Genomic DNA, 15,384 nt, shown 5'->3' on the forward strand with positions numbered 1-15,384 from the left:
ATGAACCCCAGCAACCTACCAATCAAACCTCCGAATGAGGCCCTGAGGTGCCGAGGGTCACGGGGGCGTCCTCGGGCAGGGTCGCGCCGAGGATCCGGCCGAGCTCGAGGAGGTCCGCGGAGCCGATCACGTCCAGGAGCAGATCGCGCACGGACTGCACGTGCACAGGTGCCGCGCGGCGCAGCAGATCGATGCCGGCCGCGGTGAGGACGGCCTCGCGCCCGCGGCCGTCGGCGCTGCAGCGCACGCGCTCGACGATCCCTCGCTTCTCGAGGCGCGCGATCGTATGCGTGAGGCGGGAGCGGGAGTGGACGACCTGGTCGGCGAGCCCCGACATGCGGATGCGCCCGCCCTCGGACTCCGACAGCCGCACGAGGATCTCGTACTCGTCGAGCGAGAGGTCGATCTCCGGGTCCTGCTCGAGCGCCGCGGAGACGTTCTCCATCAGGAAGTTCACGCCGAACAGGAAGCGGCGCCACGCCTGCTGCTCTGCGGGGGTGAGCCACTCGGTGGCGGGGGCGGCGGCCGGGGGCTCCGCGGCGACGGCGCCTGCCGTGGTCTCCGCCGCCTTCGGGGTGGCGGCGGCCTCCGCCTCGTCGGTCGTCTGCATCACATTCTCCTCTCGGGGCCGCAGGGGGCTTGCGACCAGCCTCCATCGTAGTTTAACTTTTAATCACGAGGTTCGCACGACATGGTCCGCGACCCGAGGAACAGCCCCTGACCGGGCACGACGACACCTAGGAGACACATCATGACAAACCTTCCCGAGGGCCTCACCCCTGGCACCTGGAACCTGGACGCCGCGCACTCCAGCGCAGCCTTCACCGTCCGTCACGCCGGAATCTCCAAGGCGCGCGGCCACTTCTCCGAGCTCGAGGGCACGCTGAACGTCGGCCAGTCGCTCGAGGATCTCCGCTTCGACGCGACCCTGCAGACCGCCTCGATCACCACCGGCAACGAGGACCGCGACAACCACCTGCGCTCGGCCGACTTCTTCGACGCCGCGAACAACCCCGAGATCCGCTTCACCACCACCGCGGTGAGCAAGGACACCATCACGGGCGACCTCACCCTGCACGGCGTGACCAAGCCCGTCGAGCTCGACTGGGAGTACGAGGGCGCGGCCACCGATCCCTTCGGCACCTACCGCGCGGGCTTCTCCGCGAGCACGAAGATCTCCCGCAAGGACTTCGGCCTCACCTGGAACGCCGCCCTCGAGGCCGGCGGCGTGCTCGTGGCCGACGCCGTGACCATCACCATCGAGGCAGAGTTCGTGGCTCCGGCCGCGGCCTGACACCTCCCCCGCGGCCACGTGCCGCACGAGCGCAGGAGCGCCCCGCGCGGCTGCCGCTCCTGCCGCACTGAACGGGCCGTCCACCTCCGGGTGGGCGGCCCGTTCCGCGCTCCCGAAGCCCCCGAGCGGGACGGCGCGGCCCGCCGCGTCCACACCGGCCGCATACCCTGGTCGGCGTGACCACTCCCGCTGATCTCCCCGCTCCCCCGCAGCCCCGCGACCCCGATGCCCGCATCGTGTACCTCACGCGCGAGGGCTGCCACCTCTGCGACGTCGCCCTGCCGACGGTCCGCGCCGAGGCCGACCGCGCCGGCACCGTCGTGGAGGTGCGCGACATCGACGCCGAGCCCGCGCTGCGCGAGGACTGGAACGACCACGTGCCCGTGATCGCCGTGGACGGCGCGGTTCTCTCCCGCTACGAGGTCGACGCCGACGAGCTCCGCCGTGCGCTCGCCCGAGGCGCGGTCCGCGGGCGCGGCGGCGCCCGGCCCGCCACGTGGCTCGGGCGGCTGCTGCGGCGCTAGCTGTACTGACCGGGGACGTTGGTCAATCGTGAGAAGGGCGGCTGGTCCCCGCAGGCCGTGTGGGGTCGGTGGTGGTTGTAGTAGTGCAGCCAGCCCTCCAGCTCGCCCCGGCGTTCGTCCTCGGAGGTGTAGCAGCGGGCGTAGGCCCAACCGTCGGCCAGAGTGCGGTGGAAGCGTTCGATCTTCCCGTTGGTCTGCGGCCGATACGGACGGGTGCGCTTGTGCTTGATCCCGAGCTCAACGCAGGTGTCTCGCCACAGGTGCGACTTGTAGGCGCCGCCATTGTCTGAGAGGACCCGTTCGACGGTGACGCTGCGGGCGTTGAACCACTCGACAGCCCTCACCAGGACCGCGGTGGCGGTGATCGCGGTTTCGTCGTCGTGGATCTCGGCGTAGGCGACGCGGGAGTGGTCGTCGATGACGGTGTGGACGTAGGCCTTGCCCATTAACGGGTCCCGGTACTTGTTCCTAGGCTTGCCCGGCGTGGCTGCCCGGTTCTTCTCTCCTTGCCGGCGGCCGACATAGCGCCAGCCGCCGCCGTCGGGGATGTTGCCGAGCTTCTTCACGTCGACGTGGAGCATCGCGCCGGGATGGTCGTGCTCATAGCGTCGGACGGGCTCACCGGTAGCGCGGTCGACGTGGGAAAGCCGGTTCAGGTGGGCGTCGGTCAAGATCCGGTGGACCGTCGACGGGGCGATCCCCAGCCTGCACGCGAGCTGCACGGGTCCTTCCCGCAGTCGGAGACGGAGCTGGATGCAGCGTCTGGTGGTCTTCGCGCTGGTCTTGTTGGGCGAGTGGTGTGGTCGTGAGGAGCGGTCCTGCATCGGCTGGCCGGTCCGGTAGCGGTCGGCCCAACGCTTCACGGTCGGCCAGGAGACCTGGAAGCGGGCGGCGACTTCGCTGATCGGCCAGCCGTCGTCTACGACGAGACGACCGACGAGCAGGCGATGGCGGGGTGTGAGTGCTGCGTTGGGATGAGACATCGTTCTCCGACATGGTGAGAGCCCGGCAGCTGGTAGCTGCCGGGCTCTGGGGGTCTTGGGGGTCAGTTGGTGGGGGTGAAAGCCTGATCGACCGCGTAAGTGTCCTCGTACATCTGGTACCCGGTGATCTGACCGTCCTGAACTGTGAAGTGGAGGGCGAAGTCGTTGGAGAATCTCTTGCCGGTGGCCAGGACGGGGAACTCGTTGTGGCCGAGTGCGACGGCATGGTCGCCGTCGACGACGATCTGGTGGATCGTGTATTCGGTGGCGGGTCCGAGGGCGGCGAATGCGGGGAAGAACGTGTCGAGTTCGTCGCGGGTGTGGCGAGTGCCGGCCCACGGGACGGCGGGGCTCCCGTGCACGGTGAAGTTGATGGTGGGTGCGAACAGGTTCTTGACCGTGTCGAGGTCGCCGGCACCGAAGGCCGAGAAGAAGTCTTCGACGGTCTGCTGGGTGGTGCGGGTGCTCATGCGTTGTCTCCTTGGATGTGGATGATGGTCTTGCCTGGGGTCTTGTTGGTCTCGACGTGCAGTAGCGCGTCGCCGAGGTCACTCAGCGGGTAGCCAGCGCCGACCTGGACGGTGAGCCGCCCTCGCGCGGCCTGCTCGATGAGCAGTTCCAGGGCGTGATGGTCAGGCTCGACGAGCATCCGGCGAAGTCGTGGATCTCGTTGGGCCAAGTCGTCGTGGGCATAGGGGTGGAGTGCGACCACGACGCCATTAGGCGAGGCCATGGCCAAGGACCGTGGTGTCGTGTCACCGCCGACTGTGTCGAGGACGACGTCGAAACAACCAGCGAACCTCTGCCAGTCCACGGTCGCGCGATCAACGACATGTCGCGTCCCGAGCACCTCGATCAACGTCCTACCGCGATCACTGGTCACTGCCGTCACCTGCGCACCGAGGTTCACGGCGAGCTGACAGGCCAGGGACCCGACCCCGCCGGATGCAGCATGGACGAGGACGGTTTGCCCCGACTGCAGGTGCGCCGTGTCCACCAGTGCTTGATAGGCGGTCAAGCCGGCGAGCGGGAGTCCGGCCCAGCGCCCCCAGGCGCCTGCAGACAGGTCTTCTGTGCCTGTTGGGATCCGTGCAAGGTGGCGGGCAGGGACAGCGGAGTACTGGGCGAACGCTGCGGCTGGTGCGGGGAAACGAGGCATGCCGGTCACCGCATCACCGACGTCGAGCGCCGTGACTCCGCGTCCAAGCTTCACCACGATGCCCGACATGTCGTAGCCGCCCACGAACGGGACTGTCTGCCCTGTGACGAACACGCCCCTGCGCCAAGTCATGACGTCAGTGGGGTTGACCGAGGACGCCATGACTCGGACCAGAACCTCGCCCGGTCCGGGTTCTGGAACCGGACATTGACGCAACTCAGGCCGCCCGCCGGGCGCAGGGATGATCGCGGCAAGCATGGTGCGCGGAAGTGACGGGTGCATGACCACCAGCCTGTCGGTGGACGCCCCCACAGACGAGTGGCGTGAACGACACATTGTGCAAGGATCACGTCATGCGTCATGTGGTCACGATCGCCTGCCCTGGCACCGCGCTGTTCGACGTGGGGATCCCGTCACGAGTATTCGGCGCGGCCCGCACCGCAGACGATGAGCCGGCGTACGACGTCACGATCGCGTCACCGACTGGCGCCGGACCGCTCCTGACCAAGGACGGCGTGTCGGTCGACCTGCCAGGTGTGGACCAGATCAAGGAGACTGACACTGTCGTGGTCGCCTCGAGCGACGCACTGCTCGACCCGCTGGTCCGTCGCGACATGGCATCCGCGCTGGCCCCCTTCCTGCTACAGGGGCAAGCCGTGCGACCTGGCGTCCGTGTCGCTGCGGTCTGTTCGGGAGCGTTCCTTCTGGGGGAGCTGGGCCTGCTTGACCATCGCACGGCCACGACCCACTGGCGACTGGCTGACCAGCTCGCCAAGCTGTTCCCTTCCACCCATCTGCAAACGGAGTCGCTCTACATCGAGGACGACGGAGTTTTGACCTCGGGTGGAGTGGCTGCGGGCATAGACCTGTGCCTACACATGATCCGACAGGACTACGGAGTCCGGATCTCCAACAACGTCGCCCGCAGTTGTGTGGTGGCGCCCTTCAGAGAGGGCGGGCAGGCACAGTATGTCCAAACACCAGTGCCCCGCTCTGCGGACCCCTCGATGAACGACTTGGTCCACTGGTTGCTGGAGACACTCGACCAGCGCCACACGCTGGAAGACATCGCCCACCGGGGGCACATGAGCACCCGCACCTTTGAACGGCGCTTTCGCCGAGAGCACGGCACAAGCCCCGGACAGTGGCTGACAGCTGCACGTATCCAGCGAGCCAAAGAACTGCTCGAGTCCACAGACCTGCCCGTCGAGCGCATCGCCGAGCTGGTGGGCCTCGGCACGGCCAGCAACCTACGAACCCACTTCACCCGCTGCGTCGGACGAACGCCCCAGGCTTATCGCCGCTCCTTCACCGCGGGCAGCAATTCGACCAACGTCTCCGGTCAGTACAGCTAGCGGCGCGGCCGCCGTCGGCCCGACGGGTGCTGCGGCGGCAGATCAGTCCGCCGGCCGACACTGCCGGCGGCGATGCGGCGATGCGTCGGGGCGTCGGGGCGTCGGGGCGTCGATCGAGGCGTACCTGACCGTCGGATAGATGCCGGATACCGACGGTCCCGTACGCGTCGATGCACGCGTGGGTCGAATACCGACGGCCACGTACGCCTCGATGCGTGCGGGGGGCCGATACCCACGCGCAGGTACGCGTCGCTCCGTGCAGCATCCCTCGCGCACCGCCCTCGGGCTACCGCTGATCGAGGTGCGTGCAGACGTCGGATCGATGCCCCCATACCGGCGTCCAGACGCGCCTCGATCCGGTGCGCAGCCGCATTCCGACACTTAAGCGCACCCCGATCGGTGCGCACGCTCTCCGGGCGGATCCCGCAGCCACCGTCAGATCGAGGTGTACGTGGCCGTCGGAAAGGACCCGGCGGATTCAAGGGGTCACTGCAACAGGTGCTCCGAGAGTACCTCGTAGGGAGTCCGGAACCCCAGGCGCTTCCGCGGCCGACGGTTCATCTGGTCAGCAACGAAATCTAGGTCCGCCTGCGCGAAGCCATCGAGACTCGTCCCTTTCGGGAAGTACTGCCGCAGCAAACCATTGGTGTTTTCATTCGTGGCGCGCTGCCATGGAGAATGTGGATCGGCGAAGAACACATCGAGCCCCGTCGCAATACTCACCGCTCTATGTTGCGCCATCTCTGTCCCCCGATCCCATGTTAGCGTCTGCTCGAGCGTTTCCGGGAGCTCTGTCAGTTTGGCGATCAGTCCGTCACGGGTCGCTTCGACACGGCTCTTTTCGGGGTCCAGCCAGACGAGAACCAGATAGGTCGAGTGTCGCTCCACAACAGTCCCTATTGCTGAACCGCCATTCCTCCCTACGATCAGATCCCCTTCCCAGTGCCCCGGTATGCCGCGGTCCAGGGCTTCCACGGGCCGGTCCCAGATCGAGACCACGTCGCGAAGCCTCCCGCGGCGCTCATCTGGGCGGGCGGATTCAATGAGTCATCGCAACAGATGCTCGGAGAGTACTTCATGGGGAGTGGCGAATTCCAGACGCTTGCGCGGACGGCGGTTCATCTGGTCGGCGACGAAGTCCAGATCGGTCTGCGTGAAGCCCTTCAGATCAGTCCCTTTGGGGAAGTACTGCCGCAGAAGACCGTTGGTGTTCTCGTTGGTCGCGCGTTGCCAGGGTGAATGCGGATCGGCGAAGAACACGTCGATTCCCGTCGCCACGCTGACTGCCTTGTGCTGCGCCATTTCTCTTCCCTGGTCCCAGGTCAGTGTCCCCTTCAGTGTCTCCGGGAGGCCCGCGAGCTTGGTGATGAGGCCGTCGCGAGTGGCTTCGATTCTGTTCTTCTCCGGATCGGGCCAGACGAGGATCAAGTAGTTCGAGTGGCGCTCCACGATCGTCGCGATCGCGGATGCGCCGTCTTTCCCGACGATCAGATCTCCTTCCCAGTGCCCGGGAATGCTGCGGTCCAGGGCCTCTTCCGGGCGATCCCAGATCGAGACCATGTCGCGGATCCGTCCGCGCCGCTCGTCAGGCCGGCGCTGGGACCAGCGGATCGTCCGGCCCGTGCGCGTCAGGGCCTGCAGGTCTCTCTTAAGGCCGCCTCGGGCCTGCAGATAGATCGTCTTGTAGATCGTCTCGTGGCTCACGTGCCAGGCCGGATCGTCAGGATGCTCACGACGCAAGCGTCCCACGATCTGCTCCGGAGAGAGCTTCTCGTCGATTCCGGCCTGCACCGCGGCGAGCAGTCCAGGATCGGACGAGATCTTCAACGGCTTCGGGCGCCGTCGCTTCTCTGCCGAGGCTCGCTGCCCTCTCAGGGGGCTATAGCGACTGCGAGTTCCACGCGCGGAACCTCGCGCGATTTCGCGGGAGACCGTCGACGGCGCCCGCCCGATTGCGCTGGCTATCGAACGCATAGAAGCGCCCTCGATCAGCATCTCCTTGATCTTGAATCGCTCCTCCAGTGTGAGGAGACGATCAGGGTCCTTCCACTTCCGAGGCTTCATGCCTCCGGTGTGTTCAAGGAACCTTCCGACCGAGACGTGACTCGTTCCGAACTGCTCCGCCAGTTGCCTGCTCGTCGCTCCCATCCCCCGAGCATCCCAGAACGCCTCGATCTGCGTCCTCGACCGATCACGAAGACCCACTCCACGAACACTTCCCACAACACCCTCCTCAGCTCAGGTGTTGCACCGACCCCTAGAACCCGCGGCGCCGCTTCGTATGGCGGATCGTGCGGCCCGTGCGTGTCAGTGCCTGCAGCTCACGCTTGAGACCGCCTCGGGCCTGCAGATAGATGGTCTTGTAGATAGTCTCGTGGCTCACGCGCCAGGCCGGATCATCAGGATGCTCATACCGCAAGCGTCCCACAATCTGCTCGGGAGAGAGCTTCTCATTGAGACCTTTCTGCACGGCGGCGAGAAGGGCGGGGTCCGAAGTGATCTTCAAAGGTTTGGGGCGCTCACGGTTCGCAACCGCAATCCGATGACTCTTCAGAGCCTGATAACCGGCGCGATGCCCAAGAGGTGAGCCTCGCTTGATCTCACGAGATATCGTCGAGGGCGCGCGACCGATTGTTGCAGCGATACTTCGGATCGAAGCACCCTCGATTAGCATTTCCTTGATTTGGAACCGCTCTTCCAATGTAAGAAGTCGGTCGAGATTTTCCACTTTTCGGGTCTGATCCCGCCTGAACGCGCGAGAAACCGCCCGATTGTGGCGTGGTTGGTATCGAACTGGACCCCGAGTTGACTGGCCGATGCTCCCATGGCGCGAGCATCCCAGAAGGCTTCGATCTCTGCACGCGGCCGGTCACGGAATGCGGAGCTTCCAACACGTTCCACAACACTCTCCTCAGCTCAGGTGTTGCAACGACCCCTGGAACCCGCGCCCGCGATTCCGACGGTCAGGTACACCTCGATCCCGGCACCGGCACCATTCCGACGGTCAGGTACACCTCGATCCGCCACCGCGGGGCACGGGACAGCCGGCAAGGATGCTGCACGCACCCCCGCACGCAGCACGGCCCCCGTCGGAATCCGACGGGGGCCGTGCTGGTGGAGCCGGGTGCGGGCTGGTGCCCGCGCGGCTCACTTCTTGTTGCGGCGCTGGTGGCGCGTCTTGCGAAGCTGCTTGCGGTGCTTCTTCTTCGACATGCGCTTGCGGCGCTTCTTGATCACGGAACCCATGGGGACCCCTGTTCTGCAGACGCGAGGTCTGCGTATTCGCGGACGGTTTCCTGCACGCGGCCCGGTCCACCGGCGGTGCTCCCAAGCGGGAAGCCCTCCGTCACGGAGTGGAGCGCAGGGCTCCCGATGCTCGCACGCGCTGGTGCAGCACCACGAGTCCAGGCCCGTGCCACAGTCGACATGCGAGTCTACACGCGCCTGCTGGGCGCGGCCCCGGCGGCGGTTGCGAGATCCGTCGCAGCACGGTCGGCCCGATCGAGGGTCTCCTGCACGGGCTCGAGCACGTGCGTGCGCGCGACCACGGCCACTCTGCTCCGCAGCAGGCGCAGCGCCCGGCGGCGATGCCAGCGGGAGGCGAACGCGCTGATCACCCCGCCGAGGACCGCGAGCAGGACCCCGGCACCGATGCCGATCGCGACCAGGGCTGTCGGCAGGGGCACGGGGATCCAGAGGTCGCGGATGATCGGCATCGGGGTGGGCGGGAGCTGGAAGTAGGCGAGGATCGCGTTCAGCGCGAGCCAGCCGAGCCCGACCACCCAGGTGGCGAGCGCGAGCCACTGGAGGACGTTCAGCACGGGCCACCACCACGAGCGGGTGCGCTCGGACAGCCCTGCCCGTGCGACGACCTGGTCGAGGGCGTCGGGCAGGTCGGCGTCGCGGGAGCGGGCCGCGCGGCGCACCTCGGCGCGCCAGGGGTCGGAGCCGCCCGCGGAGACCGCGTCGGCGAATCCGCGCAGCCCCTGCGAGCTGCGGGCGGCGGTCGCGGCGTCGGCCTCGGGGAGCGAGGTGCGGGCGCCCGGGAGCGCCGCCTCGTCCTCCCGTCCCTTCCGACCGCCGACAGGCCCGCCCAGGTGCAGGCGTGCGAGGGGATCGGGACGCATACGGCCGATCCAGCGCAGCAGCGGCCAGCCAACCTCGCCGCCCGCGCGGTGGCGGTAGGCGCGGCCGACGGCGTCGGCCACCGGCTCGATGCGCGCGGCGGCCGCGAGCGAGTCCTCGAGCCTCCGCTGCGCCTCCGGGCTGATGCTGCGGGGAAGGCCGGCGGGATCGGCGGCCTCACGCAGCGCGCCCGCGGCGACGCGGACGTCGGCCCGGTGGCGCTCGGCGACGGCCTCGTGGCCGCGCGCGATCTCCACCAGGCGGGTGCGGAGCACGTCGAGCCCCTCCCCCGTCATCGCGGAGACTCCGAACACCGGAGCGCTCTCCAGCCCGTCGCGGCGCAGGAGGCCCTGGAGGGAGTCGAGCACCCCCTGACGCTCGTGGGGGCGGATCAGGTCGATCTGGTTGAGGACCGCGAGGGTGACCGCGTCGTGCGAGGCGAACGGCACCACGAAGTCGTGGTGGAGCACGTCATCGGCGTACTTCTGCGGGTCGGTGACCCACACGATCACGTCCACGAGCGCGGTGAGGCGCTCGGCGACGCGGCGGTTCGACAGCTCGATCGAGTCGAGGTCGGGGAGGTCGAGGATCACGAGGCCCGGCATGGCGCCCGCCTCGGCGTCGCTCTCGCGGGCGCGTCGGCCGAGGACCCCCCGGCGCGGAGCGGGAGCGGCGGCCTGCTGGAGCGGGCCGTCCGCATCGAGCTCATGGCGCTCAGCGACCTCGAGCCAGTCCAGCAGGGCGTCGGCCCCGAGCGGCCCGGCGATCGCGGCGACGGGCTGGGAGGTCGTCGGGCGCTGCACGGCCGCTCGCGTCACAGCCTGGCCGACGAGCGCGTTGACCAGCGAGGACTTCCCCGATCCGGTCGCGCCGAAGAATCCGACGACGGTGTGCTCGGCGGAGAGCGCCTGGCGGGCGTCGATCCGCTCGAGGACGGCGTCGGCCTGCTCGAGCTGCTCGGCGGGGGCGACCTCGGCGAGCGCGTCCCGGGCCGCGTCCAGGGCCTCGATGCGCTCGGCGAGGGGGACGACGGCGCTGCGGCGCGGGCTCACGCGCGCTCCCCTTCGACCGTGTCATCCGAGGCCACCGCTCGGGCCGCACCCTGCGCCTGCGCGCGGATGTCGGCGGCGAGCGCGAGGAGCGCATCGGCGTCCTCGCGCAGCACCTCGGCGTCGGTCCCTGCAGGCAGGGCGTCCAGGCGCTCGCGGAAGGGAGCGGTGCGGCTGTCGACGAGCGCGGTGAGGCGCTGGGCGAGCTGCTCGCGGGCGATCCGGGTGAGGCGGCGCACGGCCTCCTCGCCGAAGACGGTCTCCAGCAGCTTCTGGCCGACGACCGCCGCAGCCGCGCCGGTGCCGACCTCGAGGCCGGTGGGGATGAAGGCGGTGGAGGCGAAGACCGCGATCATCAGCGCGACGCCCACGGCGTTCACGCCGAGGGAGAGCACGCGCGCCTTCGTGCGGCGGTCGGCGCCCTCGACGCGCACGAGCTCGAGCACGTCGCCCTGCCAAGCGCGCACCGCGGAGGCGACCTCCTGGGCGTAGCCGTCGGGCATGCGGGCGAGGTCCTGGCCCTCGACGAGCACGCGGCCTGCGGGGTCGGCGCGCCAGGCCTGCTCGACGCGCTCGGCGCCGGAAGCGGTCTCGTCGACCACCACGTGCACGAGGCCCGTCTCGAGGGCGTCCTGCGCGGCGACGGCCGGGGCCGCCTGCCCGCTGAGGGCACGCCCGATGCGGTCGCGCACGCGGCCCACGAACGTCTCGACGCTGCGGAAGAACTCGCCGGTGCCGACGACGTCCTGCCAGCGCGCGAGCACCTCTCCGCGCAGCAGCGAGCCGTCGCCGAGGGCCTGCTCGATGCGCGCCTCGACCTCGGAGAAGGCCTCGGCGATCTCGCCCTCGAGGCGCTCGCGGATCTCCTCCTGCTCCTCGACGCTCGCGGCGATGGTCTCGACGCTGCCGCCGAGTCCCTCGATGGCGCCGGCGAGGGTGCGGCGGGCGATCGCGCCGCGCGCGGCGGCGTCGGCCGCGAGGGACTGGAAGTAGTCGCGGATCAGCGCAACGGCGCCGTCGGGCAGCATGCCGTCCTCGCTGAGCGGCGACTCCTCGATGAGGAACAGGTGCGCAGGGTCCAGCGCGTTGCGCTCGAGCATCGCGCGGAGGTCCCCGGCGAGCTCGTCCTTGATGCCCTCGCGCGGGGGGATGCGGTTCATGACGACCGCGACCGTGACGTCGCGCTCGGCGGCGCTGCGCAGCACCTCCCACGGGACTGCGTCGGCGTAGCGGTTCGCGGTGGTGACGAAGAGCCAGAGGTCGGCGGCGCGCAGCAGCTGGCGGGCGAGCTCGCGGTTGCCCTGCGAGACCGAGTCGATATCGGGGGCATCCAGCAGCGCGAGGCCCTGCGGGATCGCCTCCGGCCCCAGCAGCTCGACGCTCGTCGACGCCGCCTCGGCGGCGGGGGCGCCTGGGGCCGACGGGCCCGACTGCGCGGGGATCGGCGCGTGGGCGCTCGCCTCGAGGCCGCCGCCGCGGACGCGGGAGAGGCCGGGCAGGATCCGCGAGCCCTCGAACCAGGCGGCGTCGGCCGGGTTGTGCAGCAGCACCGGGCGGCGGGTGGTGGGCCGGATCGCCCCGGCGCGCGTGACGGGATGGCCGACGAAGGCGTTCACGATCGTGGACTTCCCGGCGCCCGTGGAGCCGCCGACGACGACCAGGAGGGGCGCGTCCACCGCTTCGAGACGCGGGATCAGGTGGTCGGCGAGCTGGTCGCGCGCTGCGACCACGCCGTCGCGGGCGCGGGCGGCGCCGGGCGCGGGCAGCGGCAGGGAGACTCCGCGCAGATGCTCGGCGAGATCGGCGAGCGCGCCCGAGGCGATCGGCGGCAGCGGCGTCTGAGCCGCGGAGGTCTGGGGCACAGCGGTCTGGGGCGCAGCGGTCTGGGGCACGCGCTGGGCGGGGGTGTCTGCGGCGGATGAGCCGGCGAGAGGTTCGGGCATGGGCACATTGTCGCAGGGGCGCGCCGTGTGCTCTCCGGACGCTGAGCGCGGCTCAGTCGAAGTACGGGTCCAGCCCCCACTCGGGGAACGCCGCGCGCCGGGCCGACTGGATCGCCCGGTCCAGCGCGTCGTCGGGATCGAAGCCCTCCGCCCAGTCGCGCACCTCCGGCGCCTCGCCGTCGCCCATGCCGGGGAAGCGGGGGGACTCCTCGAGCAGTCCGCGCCGTCCGAGCGCCTGGATCGACTGCGCGCGGTAGGCATCGGGAACGGGGGCGCCGGCAGGGATCGGCTCGCCGGTGGCGATCGCGATCAGGTGCGTCCAGGAGCGCGGGACGACGTCGGCCACGGCGTAACCGCCCCCGCCGAGAGCCAGCCAGCGGCCCCCGCAGATCTCGTCGGCCAGCGCCCGCATCAGCAGCATCGCCTCCCGCTGGCCCTCGAGGGTGATCGAGAGGTCGGCGAGGGGATCCGAGCGGTGGGTGTCGGCGCCGTGCTGGGTGACCAGGAGCGTCGGCCGGATCGCGCGGGCGAGCGCGGGCACCGTCGCGGTGATCGCGCGCAGCCAGCCGCCCGTCCCGGTGCGCGGCGGCAGGGGGACGTTGATCGCGCAGCCGCGGGCGCCCTCGCCGCCAGTGTCCTGCACGAAGCCGGTGCCGGGGAACAGGCGCTCCCCCGTCTCGTGGAGCGAGAGGGTGACGGCCCGCGGCTCGTTCCACAGCGCCCGCTCGACGCCGTCGCCGTGGTGGACGTCGAGGTCGACGTAGAGGACGCGCTCCTCCCCCTCGGCGAGGGCGCGGCGGATCGCGATCGCGGCGTCGTTGTAGACGCAGAATCCTGCGGCCTGCGCCTCGCGGGCGTGGTGCATGCCGCCGGCGAAGCTCACCGCGCGGCGGGATCTGCCCGAGAGGATCTCCTCCATCGCGGCGATGCTCCCGCCCGCGATCCTCGCGCTCGCCTCGTGCATCGCGGGGAATGCGGGGACGTCGTCCTGGCCGATGCCGAAGGGGAGATAGGGGTCGCCCGGGGCATCCGGCGCGGCGGAGGCGGCGCGCACGGCGGCGATGAACTCCTTCGAGTGGACGGCGCCGAGCTCGGCATCGCTCGCGACGGGAGCGCCGATCACGCGCACCCCAGGCCGCTCGAGCAGGCCGAAGGAGTCCGCGAGCAGGTGCGTGAGCTCGAGACGCACGGGGGACATCGGGTGGTACGGGCCGAAGTCGTACTTGAGCAGCGCCTCCTCCCAGACCACTGCGCAGCCTCCTGGCACGGGCTCAGGGCCTGCGTGCGGGGCTGCGAGTTCGGACCGCGGAGTCATGGAGCGAGAGTAGCCGCGCGCGGAGACGAGCGCGCACCGACCGTCGGCCCGCGCGGGCGTAGACTCGCGCCGGAGCACCGGCCGGCGGCCGATCATGGCGCCGCGCACCCGCGGCACGGCAGGGACCAGTGGAGGGGCCAGATGAGCACTGCGGGCGAGAGCGCCGCCGAGCGCCGCGAGCTCGAGGAGAGCGAGTCCGCAGCGAGCCGGCGGCGCCGCACCGCCGGTCAGCATCTGCGCGCGCTGTACCGCAAGATGCTCGACAAGGCTGCCCGCTCCTCCCCCGCGCGCCTCGCGCTGACGGTGTTCACGGCGATGATCGGCCTGGTCACGATCCTGCTGATGATGCCGTTCTCCGCGGCCGACGGCCAGCACACCTCGCTGCGCGACGCCCTGTTCACGGCCGTCTCCGCGATCTGCGTGACCGGGCTGACGACCGTGGACACCGCGACGCACTGGTCCACCGCCGGACTGATCATCATCATGCTCGCGATGAAGATCGGCGGGCTCGGGGTGCTGACCCTCGCCTCGCTCCTCGGCCTGTCGGTGATGCGGTCGATGGGGCTCGCGCAGCGGATCATCACCGCCTCCGAGACCCGCGCCGAGCGGCTCGCCGAGGTCGGCAGCGTGCTGCGGGTCCTGGTCATCACGTCCACGGCGCTCGAGGTCCTCACGTTCCTCGCGCTCGTGCCGTACATGTTCATCACGAACCACGGGATCGCCGAGTCGCTGTTCTTCGGGGCGTTCTACGCGGTCAGCGCTTTCAACAACGCGGGCTTCGTGCCCGAGCCCGGCGGGATCACGCAGTACCTGGGCGATCCGTTCTTCACCGTCCCGATCGCGACCGCGGTGTTCATCGGCGCGCTGGGCTTCCCGGTGGTCCTCGTGCTGGTGAAGAAGTGGCGCACCCCCCGCCGCTGGTCGCTGCACGCGAAGCTGACCCTGTCGACCTCCGCGATCCTGTTCGTCGCCGGGTTCCTCGGATACCTGCTGATGGAGTGGAGCAATCCCTCCACCCTCGGCGGGCAGAGCCTCGTCACCAAGGTGCTGGCCTCGGGGTTCGCCTCGGTGATGCCGCGCTCCGGCGGCTTCGCGACCCTCGACATCGCGGCGCTGAACCCCGAGACGCGGCTGTTCACGGATCTGCTGATGTTCATCGGCGGCGGTTCGGGCTCCACCGGCGGCGGCATCAAGGTCACCACGTTCGCCCTCCTCGTGCTCTCGATCATCGCGGAGGCGCGCGGCGACCGGGACGTGGAGACGTTCGGCCGGCGCATCCCCCACGAGACGATCCGTCAGGCCATCGGCGTGCTCGTGATGAGCGCGTCCGTCGTGTTCCTCGCGACGTTCGTGATGCTCAGCCTCACCCCGTTCACCCTGGACGAGGTGCTGTTCGAGGTGCTGTCTGCGTTCGGCACGGTGGGGCTGTCCACGGGCATCACCCCGCATCTCGGGGACGCCGGCACCTACGTGATCGCCCTGTGCATGTACCTCGGCCGCATCGGGCCGATGTCCCTCGGCGCGGCCCTCGCCCTGCGTTCGGGCACGCGATTCGTCCGCCTGCCGCAGGAACGCCCGATCGTCGGCTGACGCGGCCCCCTAGACTGGCCCCGCCCGGCCGGTCGGGCCTCGACGCA

The 15,384-nt window shown here is 69.8% G+C and carries 13 protein-coding genes and 2 pseudogenes; 4 read left to right on the forward strand and 11 right to left on the reverse strand.

Going from position 1 to position 15,384, the window contains the following annotated elements; all coding sequences use genetic code 11:
* Nucleotides 1–22: 22 nt before the first annotated feature.
* Nucleotides 23–610: a MarR family winged helix-turn-helix transcriptional regulator gene (locus tag Bequi_RS05565; protein WP_249736973.1), complete on the reverse strand. Its 588-nt coding sequence runs from the start codon at nucleotides 608–610 to the stop codon at nucleotides 23–25.
* Nucleotides 611–751: 141 nt separating this feature from the next.
* On the opposite strand from Bequi_RS05565, the gene Bequi_RS05570 reads away from it, so the two are divergent.
* Complete coding sequence (locus Bequi_RS05570) at nucleotides 752–1,294, forward strand: YceI family protein (protein ID WP_249736974.1); 543 nt, start codon at nucleotides 752–754, stop codon at nucleotides 1,292–1,294.
* Between the two features lie 176 nt (nucleotides 1,295–1,470).
* Complete coding sequence (locus tag Bequi_RS05575; protein WP_249736975.1) at nucleotides 1,471–1,818, forward strand: glutaredoxin family protein; 348 nt, start codon at nucleotides 1,471–1,473, stop codon at nucleotides 1,816–1,818.
* On the opposite strand, the gene Bequi_RS05580 is transcribed toward Bequi_RS05575, so the two are convergent.
* From Bequi_RS05580 to Bequi_RS05590, 3 genes are all read right to left on the reverse strand, one after another.
* Nucleotides 1,815–2,801 (reverse strand): IS481 family transposase, encoded by a 987-nt coding sequence (locus Bequi_RS05580; RefSeq protein ID WP_249736976.1) that lies wholly within the window; start codon nucleotides 2,799–2,801, stop codon nucleotides 1,815–1,817. The genes Bequi_RS05575 and Bequi_RS05580 overlap by 4 nt on opposite strands.
* A 62-nt stretch (nucleotides 2,802–2,863) precedes the next feature.
* Nucleotides 2,864–3,271, reverse strand: coding sequence for a nuclear transport factor 2 family protein (locus Bequi_RS05585; RefSeq protein ID WP_249736977.1), 408 nt, complete (start codon nucleotides 3,269–3,271; stop codon nucleotides 2,864–2,866).
* The gene (locus Bequi_RS05590; RefSeq protein WP_347271973.1) at nucleotides 3,268–4,296 is read right to left on the reverse strand and encodes an NADP-dependent oxidoreductase; all 1,029 of its coding nucleotides are present in this window, start codon (nucleotides 4,294–4,296) and stop codon (nucleotides 3,268–3,270) included. Before Bequi_RS05590 ends, Bequi_RS05585 begins: the two co-directional genes overlap by 4 nt.
* On the opposite strand from Bequi_RS05590, the gene Bequi_RS05595 reads away from it, so the two are divergent.
* Nucleotides 4,284–5,315 carry a GlxA family transcriptional regulator gene (locus Bequi_RS05595; RefSeq protein WP_249736979.1) on the forward strand — a complete coding sequence of 344 codons (1,032 nt, stop codon included), beginning with the start codon at nucleotides 4,284–4,286 and terminating at the stop codon, nucleotides 5,313–5,315. The genes Bequi_RS05590 and Bequi_RS05595 overlap by 13 nt on opposite strands.
* Nucleotides 5,316–5,801: 486 nt before the next feature.
* On the opposite strand, the pseudogene Bequi_RS05600 reads toward Bequi_RS05595, so the two are convergent.
* From Bequi_RS05600 to Bequi_RS05630, 7 genes and pseudogenes are all read right to left on the reverse strand, one after another.
* Nucleotides 5,802–6,335: pseudogene (locus Bequi_RS05600) on the reverse strand (IS30 family transposase); the annotation flags it as partial.
* 27 nt (nucleotides 6,336–6,362) lie between these two features.
* Complete coding sequence (locus Bequi_RS05605; protein ID WP_249736981.1) at nucleotides 6,363–7,463, reverse strand: IS30 family transposase; 1,101 nt, start codon at nucleotides 7,461–7,463, stop codon at nucleotides 6,363–6,365.
* A 118-nt stretch (nucleotides 7,464–7,581) separates the two neighbouring features.
* Nucleotides 7,582–8,141: pseudogene (locus tag Bequi_RS05610) on the reverse strand (transposase); the annotation flags it as partial.
* 321 nt (nucleotides 8,142–8,462) lie between these two features.
* Nucleotides 8,463–8,561, reverse strand: coding sequence for a 30S ribosomal protein bS22 (locus Bequi_RS05615; RefSeq protein ID WP_009882927.1), 99 nt, complete (start codon nucleotides 8,559–8,561; stop codon nucleotides 8,463–8,465).
* 188 nt (nucleotides 8,562–8,749) lie between these two features.
* Nucleotides 8,750–10,492: a GTPase gene (locus Bequi_RS05620; protein ID WP_249736983.1), complete on the reverse strand. Its 1,743-nt coding sequence runs from the start codon at nucleotides 10,490–10,492 to the stop codon at nucleotides 8,750–8,752.
* Nucleotides 10,489–12,432 (reverse strand): dynamin family protein, encoded by a 1,944-nt coding sequence (locus Bequi_RS05625; protein ID WP_249736984.1) that lies wholly within the window; start codon nucleotides 12,430–12,432, stop codon nucleotides 10,489–10,491. Before Bequi_RS05625 ends, Bequi_RS05620 begins: the two co-directional genes overlap by 4 nt.
* 52 nt (nucleotides 12,433–12,484) lie before the next feature.
* Nucleotides 12,485–13,747, reverse strand: a complete 1,263-nt coding sequence (locus tag Bequi_RS05630) for an acetoin utilization protein AcuC (protein WP_249736985.1) — start codon at nucleotides 13,745–13,747, stop codon at nucleotides 12,485–12,487.
* A gap of 141 nt (nucleotides 13,748–13,888) precedes the next feature.
* On the opposite strand from Bequi_RS05630, the gene Bequi_RS05635 reads away from it, so the two are divergent.
* Nucleotides 13,889–15,337: a TrkH family potassium uptake protein gene (locus Bequi_RS05635; RefSeq protein WP_430623096.1), complete on the forward strand. Its 1,449-nt coding sequence runs from the start codon at nucleotides 13,889–13,891 to the stop codon at nucleotides 15,335–15,337.
* Nucleotides 15,338–15,384 lie beyond the last annotated feature (47 nt).

It is taken from the genome of Brachybacterium equifaecis, assembly GCF_023509525.1.
Classification (GTDB): Bacteria; Actinomycetota; Actinomycetes; order Actinomycetales; family Dermabacteraceae; genus Brachybacterium; species Brachybacterium equifaecis.